This window comes from Vibrio sp. 10N.222.52.B7, assembly GCF_041474275.1.
Lineage (GTDB): Bacteria > Pseudomonadota > Gammaproteobacteria > Enterobacterales > Vibrionaceae > Vibrio > Vibrio crassostreae_C.
The window spans coordinates 1,749-27,444 of sequence record NZ_JBFRTU010000051.1 but is presented as its reverse complement, the minus strand read 5'-3'; the positions used below and the strand labels follow the sequence as shown (position 1 = coordinate 27,444).

At 45.9% G+C, this 25,696-nt stretch carries 17 protein-coding genes, 2 tRNA genes and 1 pseudogene; 8 read left to right on the top strand and 12 right to left on the bottom strand.

Translation table 11 applies throughout. The features are described from left to right. Positions 1 to 8 precede the first annotated feature (8 nt). The 3 genes from AB4512_RS14165 (at position 9) to AB4512_RS14155 (ending at position 3,020) form a co-directional block, all read left to right on the top strand. On the top strand, positions 9 to 818 hold the full coding sequence (locus AB4512_RS14165; RefSeq protein ID WP_017062665.1) for a transporter substrate-binding domain-containing protein: 810 nt from the start codon (positions 9 to 11) through the stop codon (positions 816 to 818). A gap of 138 nt (positions 819 to 956) precedes the next feature. Beyond that, the gene (locus AB4512_RS14160) at positions 957 to 1,883 is read left to right on the top strand and encodes an amino acid ABC transporter permease (RefSeq protein WP_102428564.1); all 927 of its coding nucleotides are present in this window, start codon (positions 957 to 959) and stop codon (positions 1,881 to 1,883) included. Between the two features lie 192 nt (positions 1,884 to 2,075). Continuing rightward, the gene (locus AB4512_RS14155) at positions 2,076 to 3,020 is read left to right on the top strand and encodes an ADP-ribosylglycohydrolase family protein (protein ID WP_102428565.1); all 945 of its coding nucleotides are present in this window, start codon (positions 2,076 to 2,078) and stop codon (positions 3,018 to 3,020) included. A gap of 63 nt (positions 3,021 to 3,083) precedes the next feature. On the opposite strand, the pseudogene AB4512_RS14150 reads toward AB4512_RS14155, so the two are convergent. After that, positions 3,084 to 3,965, bottom strand: a pseudogene (locus tag AB4512_RS14150) (LysR family transcriptional regulator). Positions 3,966 to 4,067: 102 nt separating this feature from the next. Here AB4512_RS14150 and AB4512_RS14145 point away from each other — a divergent pair. Beyond that, complete coding sequence (locus AB4512_RS14145; protein WP_102428566.1) at positions 4,068 to 4,679, top strand: LysE family translocator; 612 nt, start codon at positions 4,068 to 4,070, stop codon at positions 4,677 to 4,679. Positions 4,680 to 4,747: 68 nt separating this feature from the next. Here the strand turns inward: AB4512_RS14145 and AB4512_RS14140 are convergent, their stop codons facing one another. From AB4512_RS14140 to AB4512_RS14115, 6 genes are all read right to left on the bottom strand, one after another. After that, positions 4,748 to 5,935 carry a DUF1501 domain-containing protein gene (locus tag AB4512_RS14140; protein ID WP_372175074.1) on the bottom strand — a complete coding sequence of 396 codons (1,188 nt, stop codon included), beginning with the start codon at positions 5,933 to 5,935 and terminating at the stop codon, positions 4,748 to 4,750. Positions 5,936 to 5,943: 8 nt separating this feature from the next. Beyond that, positions 5,944 to 7,305 (bottom strand): DUF1800 family protein, encoded by a 1,362-nt coding sequence (locus AB4512_RS14135; protein ID WP_372152138.1) that lies wholly within the window; start codon positions 7,303 to 7,305, stop codon positions 5,944 to 5,946. A 140-nt stretch (positions 7,306 to 7,445) separates the two neighbouring features. Beyond that, positions 7,446 to 7,877, bottom strand: coding sequence for a GNAT family N-acetyltransferase (locus AB4512_RS14130; protein WP_372152136.1), 432 nt, complete (start codon positions 7,875 to 7,877; stop codon positions 7,446 to 7,448). A 90-nt stretch (positions 7,878 to 7,967) separates the two neighbouring features. Further along, entirely contained in the window at positions 7,968 to 8,462 is a 495-nt protein-coding gene (locus AB4512_RS14125; protein ID WP_372152134.1) for a GNAT family N-acetyltransferase, read from the bottom strand. 72 nt (positions 8,463 to 8,534) lie between these two features. After that, positions 8,535 to 8,873 carry a zinc ribbon domain-containing protein YjdM gene (locus tag AB4512_RS14120; RefSeq protein ID WP_017088858.1) on the bottom strand — a complete coding sequence of 113 codons (339 nt, stop codon included), beginning with the start codon at positions 8,871 to 8,873 and terminating at the stop codon, positions 8,535 to 8,537. Between the two features lie 179 nt (positions 8,874 to 9,052). Further along, positions 9,053 to 10,216 carry a threonine/serine exporter family protein gene (locus AB4512_RS14115; protein ID WP_017058966.1) on the bottom strand — a complete coding sequence of 388 codons (1,164 nt, stop codon included), beginning with the start codon at positions 10,214 to 10,216 and terminating at the stop codon, positions 9,053 to 9,055. A gap of 523 nt (positions 10,217 to 10,739) precedes the next feature. Between AB4512_RS14115 and AB4512_RS14110 the strand changes: the two genes are divergently transcribed. From AB4512_RS14110 to AB4512_RS14100, 3 genes are all read left to right on the top strand, one after another. Beyond that, positions 10,740 to 10,814, top strand: a tRNA-Gly gene (locus AB4512_RS14110). A gap of 38 nt (positions 10,815 to 10,852) precedes the next feature. Further along, a tRNA-Gly gene (locus AB4512_RS14105) sits at positions 10,853 to 10,927 on the top strand. Positions 10,928 to 11,234: 307 nt separating this feature from the next. Beyond that, entirely contained in the window at positions 11,235 to 11,492 is a 258-nt protein-coding gene (locus AB4512_RS14100; RefSeq protein ID WP_065583933.1) for a hypothetical protein, read from the top strand. 126 nt (positions 11,493 to 11,618) lie between these two features. Here AB4512_RS14100 and AB4512_RS14095 read toward each other — a convergent pair whose 3' ends face one another. The 5 genes from AB4512_RS14095 to AB4512_RS14075 all read right to left on the bottom strand — a co-directional run bounded on the left by AB4512_RS14095 (position 11,619) and on the right by AB4512_RS14075 (position 19,146). After that, positions 11,619 to 12,158 (bottom strand): cupredoxin family protein, encoded by a 540-nt coding sequence (locus tag AB4512_RS14095; protein ID WP_229648411.1) that lies wholly within the window; start codon positions 12,156 to 12,158, stop codon positions 11,619 to 11,621. Positions 12,159 to 12,261: 103 nt separating this feature from the next. Beyond that, entirely contained in the window at positions 12,262 to 15,405 is a 3,144-nt protein-coding gene (locus AB4512_RS14090) for an efflux RND transporter permease subunit (protein WP_372175073.1), read from the bottom strand. Then, positions 15,402 to 17,144, bottom strand: coding sequence for an efflux RND transporter periplasmic adaptor subunit (locus AB4512_RS14085; protein WP_372175072.1), 1,743 nt, complete (start codon positions 17,142 to 17,144; stop codon positions 15,402 to 15,404). Before AB4512_RS14085 ends, AB4512_RS14090 begins: the two co-directional genes overlap by 4 nt. Positions 17,145 to 17,154: 10 nt before the next feature. Then, on the bottom strand, positions 17,155 to 18,582 hold the full coding sequence (locus AB4512_RS14080) for a TolC family protein (RefSeq protein ID WP_372058990.1): 1,428 nt from the start codon (positions 18,580 to 18,582) through the stop codon (positions 17,155 to 17,157). 99 nt (positions 18,583 to 18,681) lie between these two features. Next, a complete protein-coding gene (locus AB4512_RS14075; protein WP_017064449.1) occupies positions 18,682 to 19,146 on the bottom strand; it encodes a hypothetical protein in 465 nt (154 codons plus the stop codon). 233 nt (positions 19,147 to 19,379) lie between these two features. Here AB4512_RS14075 and AB4512_RS14070 point away from each other — a divergent pair. Further along, a partial coding sequence (locus AB4512_RS14070; RefSeq protein WP_372175071.1) for a VCBS domain-containing protein occupies positions 19,380 to 25,696 on the top strand: 6,317 nt, incomplete at its 3' end.

Genomic DNA, 25,696 nt, shown 5'->3' with positions numbered 1-25,696 from the left:
TTATCAGCATGAAGCTATTTAAAACCGCAATTACAGCCCTACTTGCGCTTGCCGTCAGTTTGCCTGCACTTGCTTCTGAAACGCCTAACCTAGACAAAATCAACGAACGTGGCTCTCTACGCGTTGGTATGTCGACATTTGTTCCTTGGGCGATGCGTAACAAACAAGGCGATCTTGTTGGCTTTGAAATCGATGTAGCAAAACGTCTTGCTGAAGATTCTGGCTGGAAAGTTGAATTCGTACCGACGGCATGGGACGGCATCATCCCTTCTCTACTTTCGAACAAGTTTGATGTAATCATTGGCGGTATGTCTATCACTGAAGCTCGCGCTAAAAGCGTATTGTTCACTGAACCTTACTCGCACTCCGGCGTCCAACTGGCGGCGAATAAAGAGCTAGCAGAAGGTTATACACAAATCTCTGATTTTGATTCTCGCCGTGTAAAAATCGCTGCGCGTCGTGGTGCGTTCACAGTTCAAGTGGCTCGTGAAACCTTCCCTAAAGCGAAAGTTCTACAGTTCGATGACGATGCTCAAGCATTCCAAGAAGTGTTAAACGGAAACGCGCACGCAGTTATCGCGTCTAGCCCGAAACCAGAACATGAAGCGATTAAAAACGCAGACACGCTATTTATTCCATTCGAAGAACGCCTATCAAAAGGTAATGAAGCATTTGCAGTTCGCCTAGGTGAAACTGACAAGACAGAATTCTTCAACGAGTGGATCAAAGCACGTACTGAAGACGGTTGGTTGAAAGAGCGTTACGAGTACTGGTTCTCTACTCTAGATTGGCAAGACCAGATTGCTCAAGGTCAGTAATCAACTGCCAATTAGACGCTAAAGAACCAATCAAGGCAGTACCTTGCTGGTACTGTCTTTTAAGAAACACCCGAGATAGCTATAAACTCATAGCCACTCTCACAGCATATTAATTATCATTGTTTAAACAGGAATGACGTGAGTAGTACTAGCGCATTATCAACGCCCAAGCCCAACCTTCACACGAAGCCTTGGTATCAACGCCTCAATCTATTAGATGGAGTGTTGTTTGCGATCATTTTCGCGTTCGCAGGTTGGCTTTATTATCGTTCCGCTGTTGGTATTAACTACCATTGGCGCTGGGAAGATGCGTTTACCCTGATTTTCATTCCGCCTTCTCAAGGCAATATTCCTTACTTTTTCCAAGGCTTGATCGCGACACTGCGCTTGAGTGTTTGGAGCATGGTTTTAGCACTCTCTTTTGGCACATTACTTGGCGTTGCTAGGCACTCTAAAATTGCTTTCTTTCGTACGCCTGCACTGATTTTTATCCAACTGGTTCGAAATATTCCACCACTGGTTTTTGTCTTCATATTCTATTTCTTCGTTTCTAACCAACTGATTCCATTACTTGGTTTAGAAAGTATCTTACGTGAACACAACGGCGAGATTAACGCTGTTCAAGCCTTTCTGTTTGGTCCTGCTAACCTTTGGGAAAACTTGGCGTCTGGTGTTATCTGTATTGGTTTGCTCTCTTCGGCTTACATCGCAGAAGTGATTCGAGCTGGCTTAGAAAGTATTCCTAAAGGGCAATGGGAAGCGGCCGATTCACTCGGCTTATCGGCGTTGTCTAAGTATCGATTTGTGGTTGGCCCGCAAGTATTAACGGCCATCACACCGCCTTTAGCAGGTCAGGCAATTTCTCTAGTAAAAGATACCTCGATTGTATCCCTGATTTCGATTCAAGAGATGACATTTGTTGGCACTGAAATGGCGAACTCTTCCGGTTTGATCTTCGAGATCTGGCTGATTGTAGGCTTCGTATATTTTGCTTTATGCTTTGTGCTTTCGCGTCTGTTCAAAGTGATTGAGCAACGTTCTAGTGCTTACCTTAACCATCAGTAACGTCATTAATAAGAAGTACCGACTCGCCCAGCTATTCATCACCCTTACCCATTTCACCTGATTGATTTAAGTTATTGATCAGTCAGAATTTATTCCTTCATATTTCTTCTTAGAAACACAGCAAAATGCTCGGCTAATCACTATACTTAACGTATCGAACTACGTTGATTCATCTCAAGGACATCGCTCAACATGGACAATCATAAAGAAAGAGCTTTTTACGCCGTTGTCGGCGCATTAGTTGGAGACGCTGCTTCAATGGGGCTGCACTGGCTATATGACCAAGAGAGGATCTTACACGTAGCAGGTTTTGAGCCAGAATTTCGCTCACCGAATCAGTTCGATTATCAAGACAAGGGCTACTTTGCTCACCAAGGAAAAACCGCAGGTGAACAATCACAGTATGGTGCTCAGCTATTGGCGATGGTCGACAGTTTAGTCGACAACCAACAGTACGATGAAGCGAGCTACATCAAGCACTTCCGATTCTGGTTTGATTTTGGTGGTAGTTGGAAAGGCTACATTGATAAAGCGACTCGTATGAGCTTGTTGAACATCCATCAATTAGAATTGGCAAACGCTCCGATTACAGCGTGTGGTGCGGATGATACACAGCTCCCCACAGTCTCAAAGATCATTCCATTAATCGCATGTACTTATACTTCTCACACCTTACCAGCAATGGTAGAGAGTGCGGTACGAGTGACCAACAACAACGACAAAGCCGTGGAATGGGCACAAGCCATCACCTTATTGGTTCAAGCGGCAATTCAAGGCAACTCTCCACTGCAATCGGTAGAAATGGTGCGACAAACTTGTAGCAAGTTCATACACGATCAAATCGACGAAGCACTGGCTGATCCAGAGCTTTCGATTACAGATGCCGCGAAGAAGTTTGGATTGCATTGTGAACTGAGTGCCGCGTTCCCCTTGCTGATTCGCATTATTGCAGGTGCTCAGAGTTATCAACAAGGCATTCGCGACAACATCTTATGTGGTGGTGACAGCTGCGGTCGTGCGATTGTAATTGGCGCGGTATTAGCGGCGTGTTTCTACGAAGGAGATGGCGAAATTCCAACCGAATGGCTAAAACAAGTCGAACTCAATGGTGGCGTGCTGTCTTTGCCTATTGAGTGATTTCCACAACAACGAACTAGAGCCTGACATAAGACAAGCACACTTCTAGGTCGGATGTCGTTCCTATAAAGTTGGAACACACTGCGATAACTCATTCTTCAGCCAAACAACAAACGGGCTTTCTGGCTCTTCATGGTTGCTATCTTGCGTGAGCAATATGTACTGGTGACCAGAAGGTACGAAGCCAAACGGCGCGATCAAGTTACCTCTTTCAAGATCGTCGGCGACAAGTGGATAAGACCCAAGCGCTATGCCTAACCCATCGACAGCCGCCTGAAAGCAAAAGTAGAAGTGTGCAAATGTTTGGTTCGCTCGAGCTTTTGACCACTCTCCACCATTAACTTTATCTATAGTGATAGCACCCCAATGACTCCAAGCACCTGGCCGTGTACTGCTGTGCAGTAATTTCACATCATCTAAGTTATCTTTTACCTGCTGCCAATAACCCGGGGAACACACAGGGCCTACCCACTCTTCAACTAGTGGTATCTGTTCGTAACGCTCGGTTAATTTAAAGTCATCTCGGCGAATCGCCATATCGAGCCCTGTCGCATTCAAGTTCACAGGCCCACCAGCAGTCGACAATCGAACATCAATTCCGGATTCGTTATAGAAATCACCGAGTCGAGGCATTAACCAACGCATGGTCAATGTGGGTTCGCATGAAACTTCCAACGCTTGATGATTCAGCTGATTAAGCTTATGGACTCCAGTCTCCAAGGCTTGGAACGCTTGCTCTGTGTAACCTTTGAGTAATTCCCCTTCTTTGGTGAGACACACATTCCTGCCCTGTTTGTAGAACAAAACTTGGGATAAGTGATTTTCCAATACCTTGATCTACTTACTCACCGCGCCATGTGTGATATTGAGTTTATCCGCCGCTTCACTGTAACTACTCGAATGCGCTGCTACGTGGAAAATATGAAATGCTTTCAAATGTCTCATGTGTGATTTTTTCTCACAGATAGGTGGAATTCATTTCGATTATAGGCAGCAATAAAAAACCATACAATGCTGGCTCATCAAATATAAAGAGTTGGAGTCATTATGGAGTGGTTAATCCTAGCAGTATTGGGACTATTGATTGTTATCAGCCCAGGCGCTGATTTCGTTTTAGTTTTGAAAAACAGTGTCAACCAAGGAAGACAAGCAGGGATTTGGACTGCAATCGGTGTGAGTTTAGCGATTTGTGCTCACATCAGTTATTCAATGCTTGGGATCAGTTACTTAATCTCACAGAATGAGCAGCTGTTTGACATGATTAGATACGCAGGTGCGACCTACCTTATTTATCTAGGGCTAAAAGGTATCTTGAGTGCGGACAACAAGCTTGCACCGATGGAAGATGCAAAGCAAAGCACCAGTGTTTGGCGCTATTTAGCCCAAGGCTTCTTATGTAACGTGCTCAACCCAAAAACCATGTTGTTCTTTTTGAGCATCTTCAGCCAAGTCATCTCACCTGATGCAGAAAACCAGCATGTCGCGCTCGGCTATGGGCTTTACATGATCGTTCTTCACGGTTTATGGTTTGGCGTTGTCGCTATGCTGTTTACTTCGAATACATTGCAAAAGCATCTATTGAGAGCAAAGAAAAGGCTTAATCAAGCATGTGGATTTGGCTTAGTGACGTTCGGAGCACTGTTGGCGATTAAATCGTAAACAAGCGAGTCACAAATAGAGAGCGATTCAAACGACTGAATCGCATCTAACTGGGTCTTGGTAAAACTCTAAACAAGATTCATCGGTCTAATATCGGCACTATCAGGGAAGATAGCGTTGAGTTGTTTCACTTCTATCGATAAATGTCGGTTGAGCACACCCTTGATAACCGAACGCATATCAGTCGTTGGACTAAGGTCTCGGCCTTCATATAGCTGGCTTTGGCTCAAGCCTGGCCAATTGGTAATAACCTTACCACCCGCTCCTTTCAACGATGGCAGCGCACCACCCGCAACAAACATGACGTTGCCAGTGCCATGGTCGGTTCCTTTGGTGCCGTTTTCTTTTGCTGTTCGACCAAATTCACTGGCTGCAATGATCACTGTCTTCTGCCAACGATCACCTAGTGAAGCTTTGAGAGCCGCTAACCCAACATCCAAAGTTTTAAGCTGATTACTCAACCGTCCATTTACGTTGCCTTGATTGGCGTGAGTGTCCCACCCACCGAGTTCTAACGCTGCGATGTTTGGTCCGTTATCAGCCGACAATATGTCGCCTGTTTTACCCATCAATGATTTAAACTGTTTGCCGACACCTTGGTCGCCTACCAGTTGATCTATCTTCATGACACTTTCAAAGTTTGAAGACAGCATTTGGTCACTTTGAAACAACTCTTCCAGCAGTTCCGTTTGTTTATCACGTGTTTTTAAGCGGTTTGGGTACCAACTTGCAACGGTCGATTCGCCCTGCATGATGAGTGGTAAGCCCGAATCAATCGCTATTCCATCGTATTTTTCTGAGCTCAACGTGAGTAAACGGTTAATCCACCCTACGGTGTTAAACGGGTCGGAAGTGCCATTCTCCAATATCTTCTGTCCATCAAAATGTGAGCGCTCGCGATAAGCGGTTGAACAAGCGTGTACAAAGCTGAGTTCGTTACTCTCATACCATTGATGGCATTGCTTTAGGGACGGATGGAGCCCAAAGAAATCATCCAACTTCACTAGCTGTTCAGGTTTTAATCCGATGTTGGGTCTCAAATTAGAGTAATCCGGATCGGCATGCGGCACTACAACATTTAAACCATCCATCGCGCCACGCAGTGATACCCAAATGAAGATATTGTCTGAACCTGTTTTGGCAAAGCTTGGAAATGGCAGTATCGCACTGACGCCAACAGCCGCCGCAATACCCATGAACTGGCGGCGGTTAATACTATGTGGCGCTTTATTCTGAGAACAATCTGACTTTTTCATACCCACTCCTAACGATATTGAAACTGCGGACTTAGCCACAACAGGGAAAGTTGCATTGCAGCGCTGTCGGCTTTGTTCAATACAATTTGGGTGTGTTCATCAATAGCATCGCCATATAAACCCGCGATCACTTTATCCACTACCGCTTTCGGCTTAACTCCTGACGCTTTAGCCGATTTTATTGCAGCAGACGCAAGCCTATTCGCAACTTGCATACGTTGAGTCAACGCCGAAGGGCTATTGTAGTCTCTGTCTTGATCCGACCAGCCTGCAGGTGAACCCGGTTTAAAAGGAGGCTGCCCTAAATTGTTGAGTGCATTGAATGCCTGTTTCTCGTTTAAAGAAATATCGGCACTACGAAGAACGGCAAACAGCCACTCCTTCGGCGGTCTAAAACGATTAGGGTTAGGTTTACTCGCCTCAGCGCTGTTCAATAACAAGCGATAGATAGGCAGTAAATCTCCCTCGCCTTTCAGATATTCAGCAACCATTTGCTCTGAGAGTTCTTTAGATATGTCGCCAATGAAATGCTGGCAAAGCTTATCAACCAAGTGCGCAGCAGTGTCTTTGTGGGTCGCTAAGGTTTTTAAACACGACTCTCCTTGCGAGACGCCGGATTGAGAATAAGCCTTTCCAAGCAGTGTGATACTTCCTGGCTCATGCAGGTTATTAGCAAATCGAAACCCAGCATCAGGAGATTTGAATTTAATGCCCCAGCCTGAAATCGCTTTTGCTAAGGCAATGACGTCTTGCTGAGTGTAAGAACCGTCAACGCCAAGAGTGTGGAGTTCTAAGATCTCACGAGCGAGGTTCTCATTGAGCCCCTTATTACGGCGCTTTCCGACTTTTGAATTGGGACCAATCGAGAGTTGATTGTCGAGATACAGAAGCATCGCAGGATGTTTAGAAGAAGCCATCAGCATCTCGCCAAAGTTACCATTCCAATGCTGGCGAACCACATCGTTTTCAATGCTGGCGGCCAAGGGCATCAGTTTTCGATTATCGACCGAGATGGCGAAGTGATTGCTCCAAAACTGAATGATGCGCTCTTGAAAACCATAAGGAGTTTCAACACTTTGTAGGTGGCGAGCTTGAGCTTGTTGTCGATACTGCGTTCGAAGAAAAGACTGCGCTTCTTTCTTCGTGGCTTGCATCTGTTGTTCGTCACCCTTGGCCTTCATTCGTTGTACACGATTCTCTCCTACTTTAATCAGAGTAGATTCAGTACTCGGTAAGTCTTGTATAGCTTGGTGAACGAATGGCTTTTTATCCAACTGTTCTACAGGAGAATAATAGGTTGTTTGACCTAGTTTTGGCCCAAAGCCAAACCTTTGTTCACCCACGATTTTTGAAGTCGGGTAATAATTCATTGCACACTCCCTTACGCTCGATCTTTTCTAAGTGTAATCGCTTAGTCATCAAGCATAGGGAGCTTTACAAGGTTTTACGTTAGATAAGTGTCAGGTGCCTATCAAGTTACCGACACGGTGTGATCATTTTGAATGAGTGTCTATTTACGCCACATATAGACAAACTGCTCGTTTTGCGAGGTGATTTCAAAGCCAAACCTCAAGTACAACTCCCCAACTCGATTACCTTGCAGGTAACAAAGTTCGACGGGTTTATTGAGGCTGTCAGCCTTAGTTAAGCAATCTTTCAGTACTTGGCTACCAATGCCCTTTCCATGATACTCAGGCAATAAGAAGAATCGGCAAAAATAGAAGTGTTCGCCTTTGTCTTGCAACAACACACTGCCAATCGCCTTGCCTTGATATTCAATGATTTCAGGCCGTTCTTCTGCCCACTCTTCAGCGTGTATATCTCGTTGAACCTGCTCATCCCAGCCAAATACGGCCTTGATAGGTTCGAACTCAGCGGCCCTCTTAAGCTCGAACAGAAATTCATAATCTGATGACTGAGCAGCTCTTGTTGAATACTTCAAAATACCTCCAACAATAATTGGCTGTGGTTTCATTTTCGCTAAAACCGGAATTCAGCGCCCCCGATAAAACTAAATGCCACGCTTAAATGTTCATTTGGGTTCTAGTTGGTAACGTAAGACTTCGTGTTTATCTTGCTCTGAGTAAAAGGTACTCAGGAATTGTCCACCGCACTTCACAATCACTTTTTGCGAAGCAATATTACCCCTCTCACAGGTAATGATAGCGCTTTCAGTCAATACCTGTCGTTGAATCCAAGACAACATATGACTTGCGATACCCCGCCCTCTGGCTTGCGGCAGCGTCTCATATCCGATATGTCCAATGACATCGTGGATGTACGGACTGGTACCATGACGAACTCTTATCACTCCAAGAATACGCCCAGACTCAAAACAAAAATAAGTAGAAGCAGGCGTCCACCCTTCTGGCAAACCCTCACCTTTTGAATAAGCAATTCGTCTTTCTAAATAGGCATCACTGCCATCGGAAATCCCCGTGTAAATATCTACCCCATCCTCAGCGCAAGCGTTCACATAGTAATGAAAGGCCGTTGAATGTGAAAGAGCAGCTTTAACCATGTCCATATGATGTTGATTCTCCAACGGCTTCTACGCTATTTAGTTCAGGAGCGACTCGCAATTTTGACCTATTATCGACTACTGCTTCTTAACGTACTTCGCCGTAACCAGCATTTCACCGCCACCATCCAGCTTGCAATCTAGTTGGTGATCTTTGCCTTCATTGATGCGTCGAATCACAGCTTTGGTGCCGATTTTCAGAACGCTGGAACTGCCTTTAATTTTTAGATCTTTAATGAAGGTAACTTTATCGCCACTTTCCAATACAACGCCATTCACGTCCTTAACACGCGCGGCTTCTCTTTCTAAACGCTCTTCTTCTGGGTTCCATTCGTAGGCACACTCAGGGCAGATTAGGTTGTTTTGGTCTTGATAGACATATTCAGATTGGCATTGCGGGCACGGAGGTAGAGACATACGTTAATACTTCATTTAAATAGAATTTGTTCCATTTTAATGGCTCTTGTCAGGCTTAGCGAGCATAAATCTAACAAGTTTTACGGAGAGCTCATTGTCTTTAAAAAAAGAGCAGTACCTAAACGAACAAACACAGCCGCTAAGCTGTGTTTGTTTAAAGGTTTGAAAAGCGGAACGGCTTAACGTTCGACTTTTGGTGAGTAAATCGAGTAAGCGGTAATTTGCCCTGCCACGATTGCCGAGAACATGAATAACGCCGATAAACCAATACTCGGGATAGGCAAAATCGATTGTTCAAACACCGACTGGCTGGCACTCACTAATACTCGGCTACCCGGAACCAAGATGATGATCCCTTGCACGATATAAATAGAACCCGTGAGCTCCATCTTCTTGGCAATCCAAGTTCCGTACAAAGTAATAAGAACCGTCGTCACCCAAGTGCCGACAACCCAACCACTATCAAAACCTAGATAGAATGGGCCCCACATACCGAGAACGGCAACTGGCAAACCAAGTAAGATGTCTTTAGGGCGAGCATTGAACATCACACCGATAGACACAGAGATCAGCACCAAGCCAGATATGTGCATCCACATCGGTACCGCGTTGGTATAGTCGATGGAGACCGCTTGTCCCCATATCGCTTCACCGATGTTGAGCCCCATGATAATCCCGACAAACAGCTTAATCAGGGTTAAGGCGCTCTGCCCTAGCAAGCTGGTACCAGAAACCAAGTCATTAAACGCCAAACATTCTAATGCGTTAGCTATGGATAACCCGGGGACAAACAAGACAATCGAGGCGATACACAACGCCCACACCGGAATCGGCAACCCTGTGCTCGCCAGAAACGCCACGAAGATACCGGTTAGCAGTGCCGAGATGAACTCAACCGCGATAGCACGACGTGAATGAAGAACTTGCTGACATACCCACACCATCAAACCCAATAACGCAGAAAAGCCCACCGCTTCCAACGTACTGCCCACCAGCATCAAATAAGCAGGCGGAATACCCATATTGGCAAGTGCAGTCACAAATTTTGAGTAACCGACAGGTTCTGGTACAGGCTCACTGCTTGGCTGGTTAATACGAATGATCGTATTGGCCAACAAACTCAGGTTAATTGACGCAGGCTTTAGACGCTTAAGAATAACGGCGTTGTTATCGTCTGGAAACTGATAATTAATCGCGGTTGGCGTTGCTTGGATCATCACATCCACACCATGCTTTTTAGCATAATATTGTGTATATTTTTCAAGCTTATACGGAGCGCAACCACTGCGGTGAAGAGTATCACCAATTTCAACAATTTTGTTAATTCGGAACTGAGAAGGCATGGGTATTTTAGGGGAGACAAAATGTGCGGCAAATGTACCAAACGACAGACGGAATGACGAGGCTTTTGCGTGAATTATCAACTGAACTCGTTACTTTTTTCTGCAAAGGCTTAGAAGTCTCTATAACTCTACTCATTTGGGATTAGTTTACTGAATGTTTTGACCGACTAATAAGTTAAATTTATGCATTCAGATTGTTATTAATGGACGCCAAAACACGATTAAAAATCAGTTTATGTTAACACTCCAAATTCCTTAATTTGTATGGGTTTTATGACAAGCTAACACCAACAAACTGGTTTATAAATCAAACCGAATTTGTCACAGAAATAGCGGGGGATTTTCCATTGTTTCTCGCCCTCCGTTTAACGAGAGTTTAGTCACATTTTATTCACTCTGAAAACGCCGAACATGATTGAAAAACTAGCGGAGTGGTGGTTATGCGAGCACTTAGAATAAAAATGAAAGAAAAAGGTTTCGTTTTCAGTTAGATGTGGCATTATCACTCTCGTTAAGACGATGTGCGTACATCGTATAATGGCTATTACCTCAGCCTTCCAAGCTGATGATGCGGGTTCGATTCCCGCTGTACGCTCCAGTCTTCTTGATGCCTCAGTCTTACTCTTAAGACAGTGTGCGTGCATCGTATAATGGCTATTACCTCAGCCTTCCAAGCTGATGATGCGGGTTCGATTCCCGCTGCACGCTCCAACTTCTCCTTATGCTCCATGACGTGCTTTATTCCAGCGACACGCTATTCAAAAACTTTCTCCGTTAGTTAAATCCATAGTCATTAAATCTATACTGATTAAACTTATTTTGTTTAAGCTTAGATTGACCAACCAAAGCTATTAACTCCTTAATTCGCTTCGTATTTCTGACACCTATCCAAATCACACATTGCAGTTCAGCTTTTAATGATTTTCAAAATTGTTCCAATTTAATAATCTTGGTCAATATCTGCAAAAATCATTGTGTTAATGTGCGCGCATTAGCAACAACCCATAAATAATAAAAAATGTTTAAAAGCAATGAGTTAACAATTAGCATCGAAGCAATTAATGTCGCGCTAGCAAAAGTTGAAAATGCCAATAAAATTCAGCTAGATACATTGAAAGGTTATGTGAACAGCGAGCCTGAACAGGCTGTACTGGCTTTTCGATCGCTGAATGAAGCAGAGTCAATCGATGACAAGTTTAAAAAGATCATGGCAGAGCTACCGCATCTGAGCGGCGAAGCACACCATCTGCTTGAAACTTCTATCTTGCTACAGTGACTATAAATAAAGATAAGCCTCAGCGAATCCCTCACAGCAAAGCGCTTTAGGTATAAGTTAAGACTTATCTTTAATTTTCTAGCCCTCATTGAATTTCTAATTCAACAAAGCGCTATTGATTAACGTCTAAAGCGTTAACGACTTCACCATACCCGCTTCAGCGTGACCAGGGATATTGCACGCTAACTCTACGTTATTATCACCATGGAAATGCCACAGCAATTGCTTCGCTTTACCCGGCTTAACTGTAACTGTGCTACCCGAGTCATGGGCGTGATTACCCGTGTTTTTCATCATTTCACGGTGCTCTAGCTGCTCTGAAGCAGAACCAATCGAGAATTCGTGATCAATCTTGCCCGTATTCATCACAACAAACTGCACCACGTCGTTTGGCTCAATATCAACCTTGTTCTTAAATGTGATTTTCATATCGTCACTTAGCAGAACATGAACCACTTTATCCGGCTTTGCGCCTGTCGCAGGCATACCCACTTCAGACATGCCTTCCATATTCATCATCGAATGGTCCATCTTTCCATCCTTCATCATGCTGTGATCCATTTTTGAATGATCCATCTCTCCATTTTTCATCATTGAGTGATCCATTTCAGCAAAAGCCGTTGCAGTGGTCAGTGTTAGAGCGATAGCAATTAGTGTCTTTTTCATGGTCGTTCCTTAGATTAATTCTGTTTTATGTTAGTTTCACATATTCATGTGGTGCGCCCTTACCTACTCCGGTCTCGCAAGTAAGGGCTTTATAGTCAGTGCGTTATTTACTTGTCTCGTTTTGGCTCTGAGTAATCTCTCGCTGTTTCCAGAGCTTAAAGATTGCAGGCAAAACCAGTAGGGTAAGCAACAGTGCCGACGCCATTCCGCCTATCATCGGCGCGGCAATTCGCTGCATCACTTCAGAGCCCGTTCCCTCGCCATACATAATTGGAATGAGGCCAATGATCACCGTAAGTACTGTCATCATCACAGGACGAACACGCAGTCCTGCACCCTCACGAATCGCATCCGTTAAGTCTTCACTCTGAAGTGCTTGCTGGTTCTGCTCCGCATCCAATTTTTTGTAGTGCCATGCTTGGTTTAGGTAGACCAACATGATCACACCTATCTCAACAGCTACCCCGGCAAGGGCGATGAAGCCCACCCCCACTGCAATGGAGAAGTTGTAATTGAGGATATGCATTAGCCATAAACCACCAACCATCGCGAGTGGTAATGTCAGCATGATCATCATCACCTCACCGACACGGCGGAAACTGAGGTAGAGCAACAACATGATGATGGCGATGGTAATTGGCACAACGACACTTAAACGTTCTTTGGCGCGTTCCATGTACTCGTATTGACCAGACCAAGCCAGTGAGTAACCCGCAGGCAAAACAATTTGATCTGTAACGACTTTTTGTGCCTCTGCCACATAAGAACCAAGGTCACGCCCTTCGATATCCACGAACACCCAACCATTAGGACGCGCATTCTCTGTTTTGATCATCGGAGGGCCATCTTCATATCGAATATCCGCGACATCAGAAAGCGCGATACGAGCACCGTTTGGTGTCACTAACGGTAGGTTCTGTAACTTAACGACAGAATCACGATAGCTTTGTGGATAACGGACATTGATCGGGTAACGCTCTAGTCCCTCAACGGTTTCACCCACGTTCATGCCACCAACCGCAGTCGAGATAACCTGTTGCACTTCTTTAATGCTCAAGCCATATCGCGCAGCAGAGCGGCGTTTAATGTCTATCGTGACGTAACGACCGCCCGCAACACGCTCGGCGTAGACAGAAGCCGTACCACTGACGCTGTTGAGGGTGGGTTCAAGTTGCGAACCAATATCCTCAATCACGCTCAGATCTGGGCCTGCGATTTTGATACCAATTGGCGTTTTGATACCGGTCGCCAACATGTCGATACGCGTTTTGATTGGCATGACCCAAGCATTGGTCAAACCGGGGAATTGAATCAGATCATCAAACTCTTTACGCAGAGACTCCGTAGTGACACCGTCACGCCACTGATCTCGCGGTTTAAGCTGAATAACCGTTTCAATCATAGTCAGTGGCGCAGGATCGGTTGCTGTCTCTGCTCGACCAATTTTGCCCCACGTGGTTTCGACTTCTGGAATGGTTTTGATGAGTTTGTTGGTTTGTTGCAACAACTCACGCGCTTTACCAATTGAGATGCCCGGATACGTGGTTGGCATGTACATCAAATCCCCTTCATCCAAAGGAGGAATGAACTCACTACCAAGCTTACTGGTTGGGTAATAAGCAGACGCCATTAAGCCAAGTGCGATAACAATCATCACCTTGGGATACTTGAGGCTGAGGTTCAGAAGCGGTTTATACATCGCCACTAGGCTTCGGTTTACTGGGTTTTTGTGTTCAGGTAACACGTTGCCGCGAATGAAGTAACCCATTAGCACAGGAACAAGCGTGATAGCCAAACCGGCTGCAGCGGCCATTGCATACGTCTTGGTAAATGCAAGTGGCGAGAACATCTTGCCCTCTTGCCCTTCTAGCGCGAACACAGGCACAAAACTCAAGGTAATGATAATCAGAGAGAAGAATAGCGGAGCGCCAACTTCTTCTGCTGCCTTACCAATCACCTGCCAACGGTTTTTGTCAGTGAGCGGAGTCCGTTCAATGTGTTTATGAACGTTCTCGATCATCACGATGGCACCATCCACCATGGCGCCAATCGCAATCGCGATCCCGCCAAGAGACATGATATTGGCGTTAATACCCTGCCAATGCATCACAATGAATGCACCTAAGATACCAACAGGCAGACTTAGTGCGATAACCAACGACGAGCGGATATGGAACAAGAACAGCGCACACACCACGGCGACCACGATGAACTCTTCAGCCAGCTTCTTCCAAAGGTTTTCAACGGCTGAATAAATCAAAGTCGAACGGTCATAAGTCGCGACAATCTCAACACCATCAGGCAAGCCAGCTTGCAGTTCAGCGAGTTTGGATTTAACCGAGTCGATCACTTCACTGGCATTTTCACCAAAGCGCATCACGATAACGCCGCCAACCGCCTCGCCCTCACCGTTGAGTTCCGAGATACCACGACGCATTTGCGGGCCGAGGTTAATATCAGCAATGTCACCTAATAGCAGCGGAGTACCTTTGTCGGTCACTTTTAGCGGCAAAGATTGAATGTCTTCAATGCTTGTCAGGTAACCCGTCGTACGAACCATGTGCTCGGCTTCCGCAATCTCAACAACAGACGCACCGGTTTCTTGATTACCATCTTGGATTGCTTTGTTGATCTGTTGAAGCGTTAGGTCATAAGCACGTAATTTGGCCGGATCAATCTGCACTTGATACTGCTTCACCATACCGCCAACGGTCGCGACTTCAGATACACCATCTACGGTTTGTAGCTCGTACTTCAAGAACCAATCTTGCAGGCTACGGAGTTCCGCTAAGTCGTGCTGACCAGTTTTGTCTTGCAATACATAGCTGTAAACCCAACCCACACCGGTTGCATCTGGCCCTAATGTTGGCTTAGCACTTGATGGCAAATTAGGCGCCACTTGGCTTAAGTATTCCAACACGCGAGAACGCGCCCAATACATATCAGTATCATCATTGAAGATGATATAGACATACGAATCGCCAAAGAACGAGTAGCCACGAACCGTTTCAGCACCCGGTACAGCTAACATGGCGGTGGTTAATGGATAAGTCACCTGATCCTCGACCACTTGCGGCGCTTGCCCCGGATAACTGGTTTTGATGATCACCTGAACATCTGACAAATCAGGAATGGCATCGACAGGTGTATTTTTAACGCTGTATAAGCCGCCAAATACGATGGCTACAGTGGCAACCAGCACTAAGAAGCGATTGCTAATAGACCAGCGAATGATTGCATTGATCATAGTTCGCCCTCACCCGTGCTATTCGTCGGTTCGAGAGATTTGAGCACGTAATCAGAACCTTGCTTCGCCACTAGAAACTGAATGGTTTGACCCTCGGAAAACTCAGATAAATCAAGGTCATCACTGGCTTGGAAATTCATTTCACCCGCTTTCCAATTCCACTCTGGGACTGGCTGATGTTTTACAGTGATCATGCCAAAATCAGCCATCAACATAGTGATTTCACCCGTTACCCAAACTTCGCCTGCGATCTTGTGTTTGTTGACCTTGTAATCAACAACCTCGTACTGCCCTGACTCTGTCTTTCTCATCTCAAAATCAATCGCCTTACCACGTTGCACGTCACTCATGTCTAAGCCTTCCGCAAACGTGAAATTCATCACCATGCCCGGCCAATCCCATTCTGGAACAGGCTGATGGTTAATCGTCACCATACGGCTGCCTTGCATAACATCGGAAATTTCACCGTTTGCCCATACGGTTTCCGCTTCTTCCTCAACACCATTGATGCGTGACAGATCAGCTGATTGGCTCGATTCAGAGTCCAACATGAAGTGTGCAGAAGTGACAATACTCTCACCTTGCTCTAGCCCTTGAAGCACCTCTATTTTTTCGCCAGCTTCACGACCAACCTCAATACGAGCAGAGCGATACTTGCCAGAACCTTCTGACATCACCACTCGAGTCATACCACCGGAGTGAATCACCGAAGATCTTGGGATAGTAAGAACCGCTTCATCACTAATGGGTTTCAGCGCAATATTTGCAAACATATTTGGCTTAAGCTCGCCATGGGGATTGGAGAACTTCAAACGAACGCGCAAGGTTCGAGTTTTCGGGTCCAGAATTGGGTAGACATAATCGACGTTGCCCTGCCACTCCTTACCGGGAATCGCATCCAGTGTCATTTCGGCATTGCTGCCTGATGAGATCCAGTGTGCTTGGCGCTCAAACACCTCAGCATCAACCCATACCTCGCCTAATGGGCCAGCACTGATCACCGCTTGTGCAGGTGAAAGATAACCACCTTCTCGAATATTCAGGCTAGCGATGACACCATCCGCAGGCGCTTTGATTTCGATGGTTTGCGAGGCTTTCCCTTTACGAGCGATGGATCGTATCTGCGCTTTATCTACACCTAGGGTGACCAAGCGTTCAGTCGAGCCCTTGATCAAACCTTTACGACCCGTTTTATAAGCACTGATCAACTCTTCTTGTGCTTTAACAAGCTCTGGAGAATAGAGTGTGAAAAGTACATCACCTTTGTTTACCTTCTCACCCACTGCGTTGATGTAGAGCTTCTCAACCCAACCAGCTGCTCTTACGTTGGTTTGCCACAATGTACTTTCATCGAACGCCACATAACCCACGGTTTCAATGCGCGGTGATAGCGCTTCTCGTTTGACTTGTGCGGTTTTCACGCCAAGGTTATTTTCCACGGAAGAATCAATAAACACGGTTCCGGGCTTATCTTTAGCTCCGCCGTTCACATCGTCTGCATACACAGGGATAAGATCCATCCCCATTGGCGACTGGCCCGGCTTATCACGCTGATAATTTGGGTCCATCGGAGCTACCCAATACAAAGGCTCATCGCTGGCCTGTTTACTTACATCTGCGCCTGTACTCGTTGCCATTGCTGACATGTCGTGTGCTGGATTAATCAGAAAATGGTTCACACCAAAACCCAATGCACCACCGACCAATAAAGCGATTGTTGCTACTTTTACTGAACTCATTATCTATCCCTTACTGATTCTCTGTGGTTACAAGCTGTGGTTGATTTACTTGGTATTCAAAGCCACTGACTAACGCCGCCAGTTTGCTGTTAACGATGTTGAGATCGGTGATCAAACGTTGTTGCTCTAACTTAAGCGCCAGCTCATCGGTCGTTGCTAAAATGACATCGTTAAACTGAGCGGTATTGTTTTGATAGCCCCTCTCAACCGCACTGATTCGTGCTGCAGTTTGAGGAAGCAAGGACGTTTGATAGCGATCTAATCGCTGGATCAGATTTGATCTGTCCACCAGCAATGCGTTCACTTGCGCGTTCATTTGGGAAAGTAAGGTGTCTTTTTGAGATTTAGCCGCACCAACTTGATACTGAGCAGCCGATAAGTTTTTATCTTGTCGGTTCCCTGTAAACAGCGGGATGTCGACTGTCAGATAAGCACTCACCAGATCAGAAGCTGGTTCACCCGCCATGTTATTGGCTTGACGGTGTGCATACATCACTTCCACCCCAAACTGCGGGGTATAAGCTTGCTCGGCTAACTCGACCTGAGTTTGATTGGAGGAAATACTGACATCGGAGATCTTAACCAAAGGATGGTCAGTCAGTAGCTGGTAGTGCTTGGTTGAATCGATATTGGTCGCTAATTTGCTTTCCAACAATGACCAATCGATTTGGTTAGTTGCATTCAGTGTGCCCTGAGAATCAAGAACCTGAGAGCCTAGCCAATCAGAACCCAACCATTCAGAAAGCTGAGAGATTAGACGACGCTGAACCTGCTGGTTTGCCTGAAGTTTCTCATCAAGCTTGCTCACTTGGAGCTGAGCATTAAGCAGATCTTGCGCTTCGCTTTTACCAATCGAGTAATTGGTTTGTACATAGTTTTCAAGCTCAACCAACAAACGACGATTTTGACGAATCACCGACTCAGCCTTTTGCTGATAACCTAACTTAAGCCAAAGCTGCGTCATGCTATTCGCAACCGTCAATTCTCTTGCTTGCACCTGCAAAGCTAAAGCATCTGCCTGTTGGCCTGCCTTTTTTTGTTGAAGGTTAAGCGTATCGCCACGCTCAAACTGCTGCATCAACCCTACCGATATATTGGTCATCGGGTCTTCGTCGAATTGAAAACTATCGACAGGCAAACCGCCAAATCCAACTTTTAATTTAGGATCCATTAAGGTCGAGCTGGCAATGCCCGTTTCTCGCATCGCTTGAGACTGAGCAAAGTACTGTTTGCGATTTCCATCTTCGCTTAAAGCAATCTCAATCAGTGTATTGAGTTGCTGCGTCGAGCTTGCTTGGTCATGTGCTGAAATGTGTTGAGCATTTGAAGCTGACGCCGTGGTAGCCGCGAGCGTAGCACTTGAAAACAAGGCCATAGGCAAGGTAGCAGCAACCACTAAGCTCGTGTTCATGACAAACACAGAGGTTGTTGGTTTCATATTCACAATGAATGTCCATATCTAACGCTAATTAGCGCATAAAAAAGAATGGCTTATCAGATTTATCTAACTGATAGAGCTGTATTTTTAGATATAGATTTATGCGGAAGGTGGGCGTAGCAAAGATTGAGCGCGTGCGACTTTCTGGCCAATCGTGACCGATTGAAAACGAGCTAATGAAAAGGAAAGTTGATCAACGGCTTGAACAGCCTGAATTGGATAGGGACTTGCAGAACACATTGAGGCACAGCAATCGACACTCGAACAATGGTTACCCATCATCGAGCTACCGTCTTCGCTCATTGAAGACATATCGCATTGAGCCATCAAAGCATGGGCACTCATGTTAGAGTCTTCAGCGTGTACTTCTTCACTCATCACATGACACCCCGCCATTGAATCATTAACCGAAGTATCGCTGTGGTAACAAGCCGACTTGCTCGACCCCATTTCCATCATCATTACTTCAGTCATCAAGGCTGAGGAGCTTGAGGCATAGCTAGACATCAACATCGCAATGATGCTGAAAACAATAATCCAAGTTTTTCGGAATGTGTTTGTCATAGCTTACCTTTGAATTTACACCGCAACTATAAACGTTACCCTTAGGGTAAGGTCAATGCCATTGTGCCGATATTTGCCTGACCGTTGAAAAAGTATTCATCCTCTCTTTCATCAAAATGAGATAATTCTTCGACTTTGCAGTTTTTTCTTTAAAAATTATCCAATTAGCTAGCGAAACCTCTATCTGTGTATTTTACTTAAGATAGTGCAACCACGATTCACGGATGATAAAAATGGCTAACAAAAAAAACGTCGAAGCAAACAAGAAAAATACAGAAATCAAAAATAAGAAAAGTAACAAGCTAGAACAAAAGAAACCAACACAAAAAAAGAAGCGCAGACTGCATTCACATCTAAAAGTGAATATCCCACTTTTTCAGTCACTCATGATGATTTTGCCATCATTGGCTAAACACGCTGCTGCAGAAAGTATAGACAATGCCAGCGACGCTGCAGATCAAGTAACCGCAAATAACGTGACCGAAAAAGATGTCACCGATGACCATAGCAAGGCGGACTCATCAGCGGTTGCTCTCCAAGACGCTCAGGCGAGTGACAACGACGTAAACTCAACCTTAAGTGCAAGTCATGCCGCCCATGGTTCGAGCTCTAACTTGGTTCCTTCTCATCATTTGTCGACGCTTTCTCACCCGCAAGTCCATTACATTCCTTCGGTATCGATGCCGACTATCTCCTCAGGAAGTAACGGTCAGCCGACTCATTCAAATGCGCCGACGACACCCGCTTTACCCGTCACCTTTATGCCAGAAGTCATAAAAGGTACCTACGGAGAGCTTCATGTTGATGCAAATGGTCAATACACATTCGTATTGAATCCAAATTCTCCTCAATACATCCTGTTAAACCAGCACCAACCAGGTACTGATCATTTTGCGTTACATCTATCTAACGGATCGAGCATCATTGTTCAGATACCGGTAACAGGTAAGCAAGACACGCCAAATATTTCTGGAGACTTAACAGGTGTGGTAACAGAAGATCACAATATTGATTCACAAGGCTTGTTACATGCGAACGGCAAAATCGATGTCATAGACCCTGACCAAAATGAAAGTTCGGTTACGCCGGAAGTTATCTCAGGTAAATATGGTTCATTAACTATCGATGCTGATGGACATTGGCAGTATCAAGTTGATAACTCGCTCTCTAATGTTCAAGCTTTAACCGCAGCCACTTCACTGCATGAAAGTTTCACAATTCACACCAAAGATGGCACACCGCAAACGATCGATATGACGATTGGCGGAAACGACGACAATGCCGTAATTACGGGTGTGGATGCTGGCACGTTAACTGAAGATTTAACGACACAAGTTCAAGGGCAGCTTTCGGTAACGGACTCTGATCTTGGAGAGGACCACTTTCAAGCCTCACAAGTGACTAGTAATTTCGGTACGCTAAGCATCACCAAAGACGGTGCGTGGACATACAGTTTAGACAACAATAATCCAGTAGTTCAAAGACTTGGCCAAGGTTCAACTGCGACAGACATCGTCACTGTTCACTCTGCCGACGGTACACCTCACAACGTAACTATCAACGTGAGAGGCACTAATGATAATCCAGTAGTAAGCAGTCAATCTCCACACCTCCCCTCAAAGGCAAATATTAGTGCACCTCCTTCGGGACTGGGGAAAACCATATATGAGGATGTAAATGTGCAAAATGGCCATTTACATACCGGCGGTCAATTACATGTTGATGATAAAGACTTCAACGAATCAACATTTTTGCCTGAGAATCTACATGGGGCTTATGGCGAATTAAAACTTACGAGTCAAGGCACTTGGTCTTACATTGCTAACAATAACAATCCGAATATAGAACAACTGAATAATGGCGACACGCTAACCGAGCGCTTTAAAATACATACAAAAGATGGATCGGTATTTGAACTTAATGTTTATATCAATGGCACCAACGATAAAGCGACGGTCAGTACAGCAACGGTCAGTATAGATGAAACCGACAGAGCGGTAACGGCTTCAGGTACGCTAACCAGTACTGACGTGGATAACCCAGACAATACCTTCACGCCAGGTTCCATTGCAGGCACAAATGGCGACCTCACCATTGATGTCAATGGTCATTGGGCGTTCACCGCCAACAGCGCGTTTAATAAATTGAACGTCGGCGATAAAGTCGAAGAAACCTTCACGGTGTCATCCATCGATGGCACACCGTCGACCATAAAAGTGACGATCAATGGCACCAATGATAAAGCTACTGTCAGCAGTGCGACCGTCGCCATCGATGAAACCGACAAAGCGGTAACGACATCAGGAACATTGAACAGTACCGACGTAGATAATCCAGATAATGCATTCACACCGGATTCAATTACTGGCACCAACGGTGACCTGACTATTGATGCCAATGGTCATTGGTCGTTCACCGCCAACAGTGCGTTTAACCAATTAAACGTCGGCGATAAAGTAGAAGAAACCTTCACTGTCACTTCCGTTGATGGCACACCTTCGACCATTAAAGTCACGATTAACGGCACTAACGACGCCGCTACTGTCAGCAGTGCAACCGTTGCTATCGATGAAACTGACAAAGCGGTAACCACGTCAGGCACCCTAACCAGTATCGACGTCGATAATCCAGATAACACATTCACACCGGATTCGATTACTGGCACTAACGGTGACCTGACTATTGATGCTAGTGGACATTGGGTGTTCACCGCGAACAGTGCGTTTAATCAATTGAACGTTGGCGATAAGGTTGAGGAAACCTTTACCGTAAATTCTGTTGATGGCACACCGTCGACCATCAAAGTGACGATTAATGGCAACAACGATAAAGCGACGGTCAGTACCGCAACGGTCAGTGTGGATGAAACTGACAAAGCGGTAACGACATCAGGAACGTTGACCAGTACTGACGTGGATAATCCAGATAATGCATTCACACCGGATTCTATTTCAGGCACCAACGGTGACCTGACTATTGATGCTAATGGTCATTGGGTCTTCACCGCCAACAGTGCATTTAATCAATTGAATGTCGGCGATAAGGTCGAAGAGACCTTCACGGTGTCGTCCATCGATGGCACCCCTTCGACGATCAAGGTCACGATTAATGGCACTAACGACGCCGCTACTGTCAGCAGTGCGACCGTCGCTATCGATGAAACCGACAAAGCAGTAACGACTTCAGGAACATTAACCAGCACCGATGTCGATAATCCGGATAATGCGTTCACTCCAGACTCCATTGCAGGCACAAATGGCGACCTCAACATTGATGCCAATGGTCACTGGGTATTCACCGCTAACAGCGCGTTTAATCAATTGAATGTCGGCGACAAGATCGAAGAGACCTTTACGGTATCGTCGGTTGATGGCACACCGTCAACCATCAAAGTGACGATTAACGGCACTAACGATGCAGCGACAGTCAGTACCGCAACAGTCAGTGTGGATGAGACTGATAAAGCGGTAACGACATCAGGCACGTTAACCAGTACCGATGTTGATAATCCTGATAACACATTTACGCCAGACTCCATTGTTGGAGCTAATGGCGACCTAACTATTGATGCTAATGGGCATTGGGTGTTCACCGCCAACAGTGCGTTTAATCAATTGAACGTCGGCGATAAAGTCGAAGAGACCTTCACTGTATCGTCTATTGATGGCACAACGTCAACGGTCAAAGTGACGATTAACGGCACTAACGACGCCGCTACTGTCAGTAGCGCGACCGTTGCCATCGATGAAACTGACAAAGCAGTAACGACTTCAGGAACATTGACCAGTACCGACGTGGATAATCAAGATAATGCGTTTACACCGGATTCGATTACTGGCACCAATGGTGACCTGACTATTGATGCTAATGGCCATTGGGCGTTCACCGCCAACAGCGCGTTCAATCAATTGAACCTTGGCGACAAGGTGGAAGAGACATTTACGGTCACGTCCATCGATGGCACACCGTCAACCATTAAAGTCATTATCAATGGCACCAATGACCGCCCTACTATCTCAGGTACCTCAAGTGGCGCGGTGATCGAACAGGGCTTGAACACGGCAGGAAACCCCGATGCGACAGGGAGCTTAATCGCGACTGATATAGATAAGTCCGACACCGTTACGTGGGCAATCAATCAACCCCAAGGTCAATGGGGAACGCTGTCGATTGATCAGCATGGTCATTGGCACTATCAGCTAGACAATTCAACCGGCGGTGCCGCGGATAAACTCGCGGCTGGTGAACATCAGTCTGAATCATTCTGGATCACCGCTACCGATTCAACAGGAGCGACAGTCCCTCATAAAGTCGTTATCGATGTGCAAGGCAGCAACGACAAACCAATTGTCAGTGCGTGGACTCAGCTTCCTGCGGGTAAAGAGGATCAACCCGTAACCATCAAGGCTTCTGACTTGCTAACACATGCAAGCGATGTGGATAGTAGCGATGTATTGCACGTGACAAATTTGCAAGCGACACACGGTAGCCTGACTGATAATAAAGATGGCACTTATACCTTCACGCCAGATAAAGATTTCAATGGTGAGATTCGACTCACCTATGATGTGGTTGACGGCCATGGGGGCAGCGTCAGCACTCAAGCTAAGTTTGATCTTATCGCAACTCCAGATAACGCGATTATTACCGACGCACAAGCCAATGCAGACTTACGGGGAGTAACTGAAGATCGCGGCTATATAGATACCCACTACCAACTGCATTACGACGGCAGATTAAACATCCAAGACCCTGATAAGGGAGAGGCACAGTTTGATCCGAATATAGGCTCACAAACCTATCAAGGTATTGGCTACGACACCAAACTGGGTGGGCACATACTGCTCATGCGCGACGGTCACTACACCTATACCCTCGACAACCGCAATATACAGAACTTAGCGCAAGGCGAAGTTAAACACGATTCAGCCATTATACGCTCAGCAGATGGTACAACACACACGATAGAGCTAACGGTTCATGGTACCAACGATGCCCCAACCATCAATGCTCAGTCCCACTCAGTGACTGAAGGTGGAAGCGTTCTAAATGGACAAATGGTTGGCCAAGATATTGATACCGGTGCGGCCTTGACTTACAGCGCACCGCAGATTGATGGCTTGGTGGTTAATCCGGACGGCAGTTATAGCTTCGATCCTGCTCACTCTAGCTATCAATCGTTAGCATCAGGTGTCACGAAGACATTGACTGTTCCAGTAACAGTCACAGACGAGCATAATGCGAGCAGCACTCAAAACCTCTCAATAACGATTACAGGGGTTAATAATTCTGCCGTTATCGGCGGTGTCTATACTGGAGATGTTCATGAAGGGCATACCTATACAGCACCAGATGGTACAATGTCTGGTGGCTACGTCGATGATCGCTCACCAGATCATATGCATGGAAACATCGGCAAATTATGGAACGACGAAATACACACTGATGGTCACCTGAACATTGTTGATCCAGACTCCGGTGAAAGCCATGCCCAAACCGGCGTTTATTACGGCACTCATGGTCGTGTCATACTTCAGAGTAACGGAGATTGGAGCTACTACGCTTCCATAGGCCAAGACGCAACAGGTAGAAAGATTGATCACCTCGGCCAAGGTGAATCGATAACGGATACTGTCACCGTCAAATCGGCTGATGGCACCACTCACGATATTGTTGTCACCGTTCATGGCGATAACGACCGTCCGTATTGTTCTGGTGAAGTGCAACTGAACAGCGGTAAAGAAGATCTTGCTCAAACCATCACAGCAACCGAGCTAATCGCTAATACTGTTGACGTAGACGCCAACGATGCAGGTAAGCTCACTATCGCTAATTTGCATGCTGACCATGGCTCGATTCAAGACAATCACGATGGAACCTTCACCTTCACTCCAAGCCACAATTACAACGGCAGCGTCCACTTCACCTACGATGTGAAAGACGCGCATGGTGGTACAACGCACACTGGCGCATCAACGACGCTCTCGGCTGTTGGCGATAAAGCCCAAATCGCTGGCGTTGATACTGGTTCAATAACCGAAAACAGCGCGGGTGTCGACATGTCACCCGACTATGCTCACTCAGGCATCGCCACACTTGGCAATACAACACTCTATGCTGATGGCAAGCTGACCATCACAGACCCCGATGTAGGCGAGTCAGGATTTGAACGCCAAGGCAGCAATGGTTACGACTATCACGGCACCTATGGCGATCTAATCTTACTCACCGATGGCACCTGGCATTACCATGCCGATGCTGGGCATCTATCAGGTATAGGTGCTAGACCCACAACGCGTGGCACTGCAATTGACCAACTTGGTGAAGGGCAAAGCTTAACCGATACGATTACAGTCCATTCAAAAGATGGTACAACACACGATATTGTCATCACCATTCACGGCAGTAACGACAGACCTTACTGTTCATCTGAAGTGGTGCTTGCAAATGGCAGTGAAGATACACGCCAAACCTTAACCACCGCGCAACTATTAGCGAATACCGTCGATGTGGATGCCAATGACGCCGGTAAACTAACCATTGAAAACCT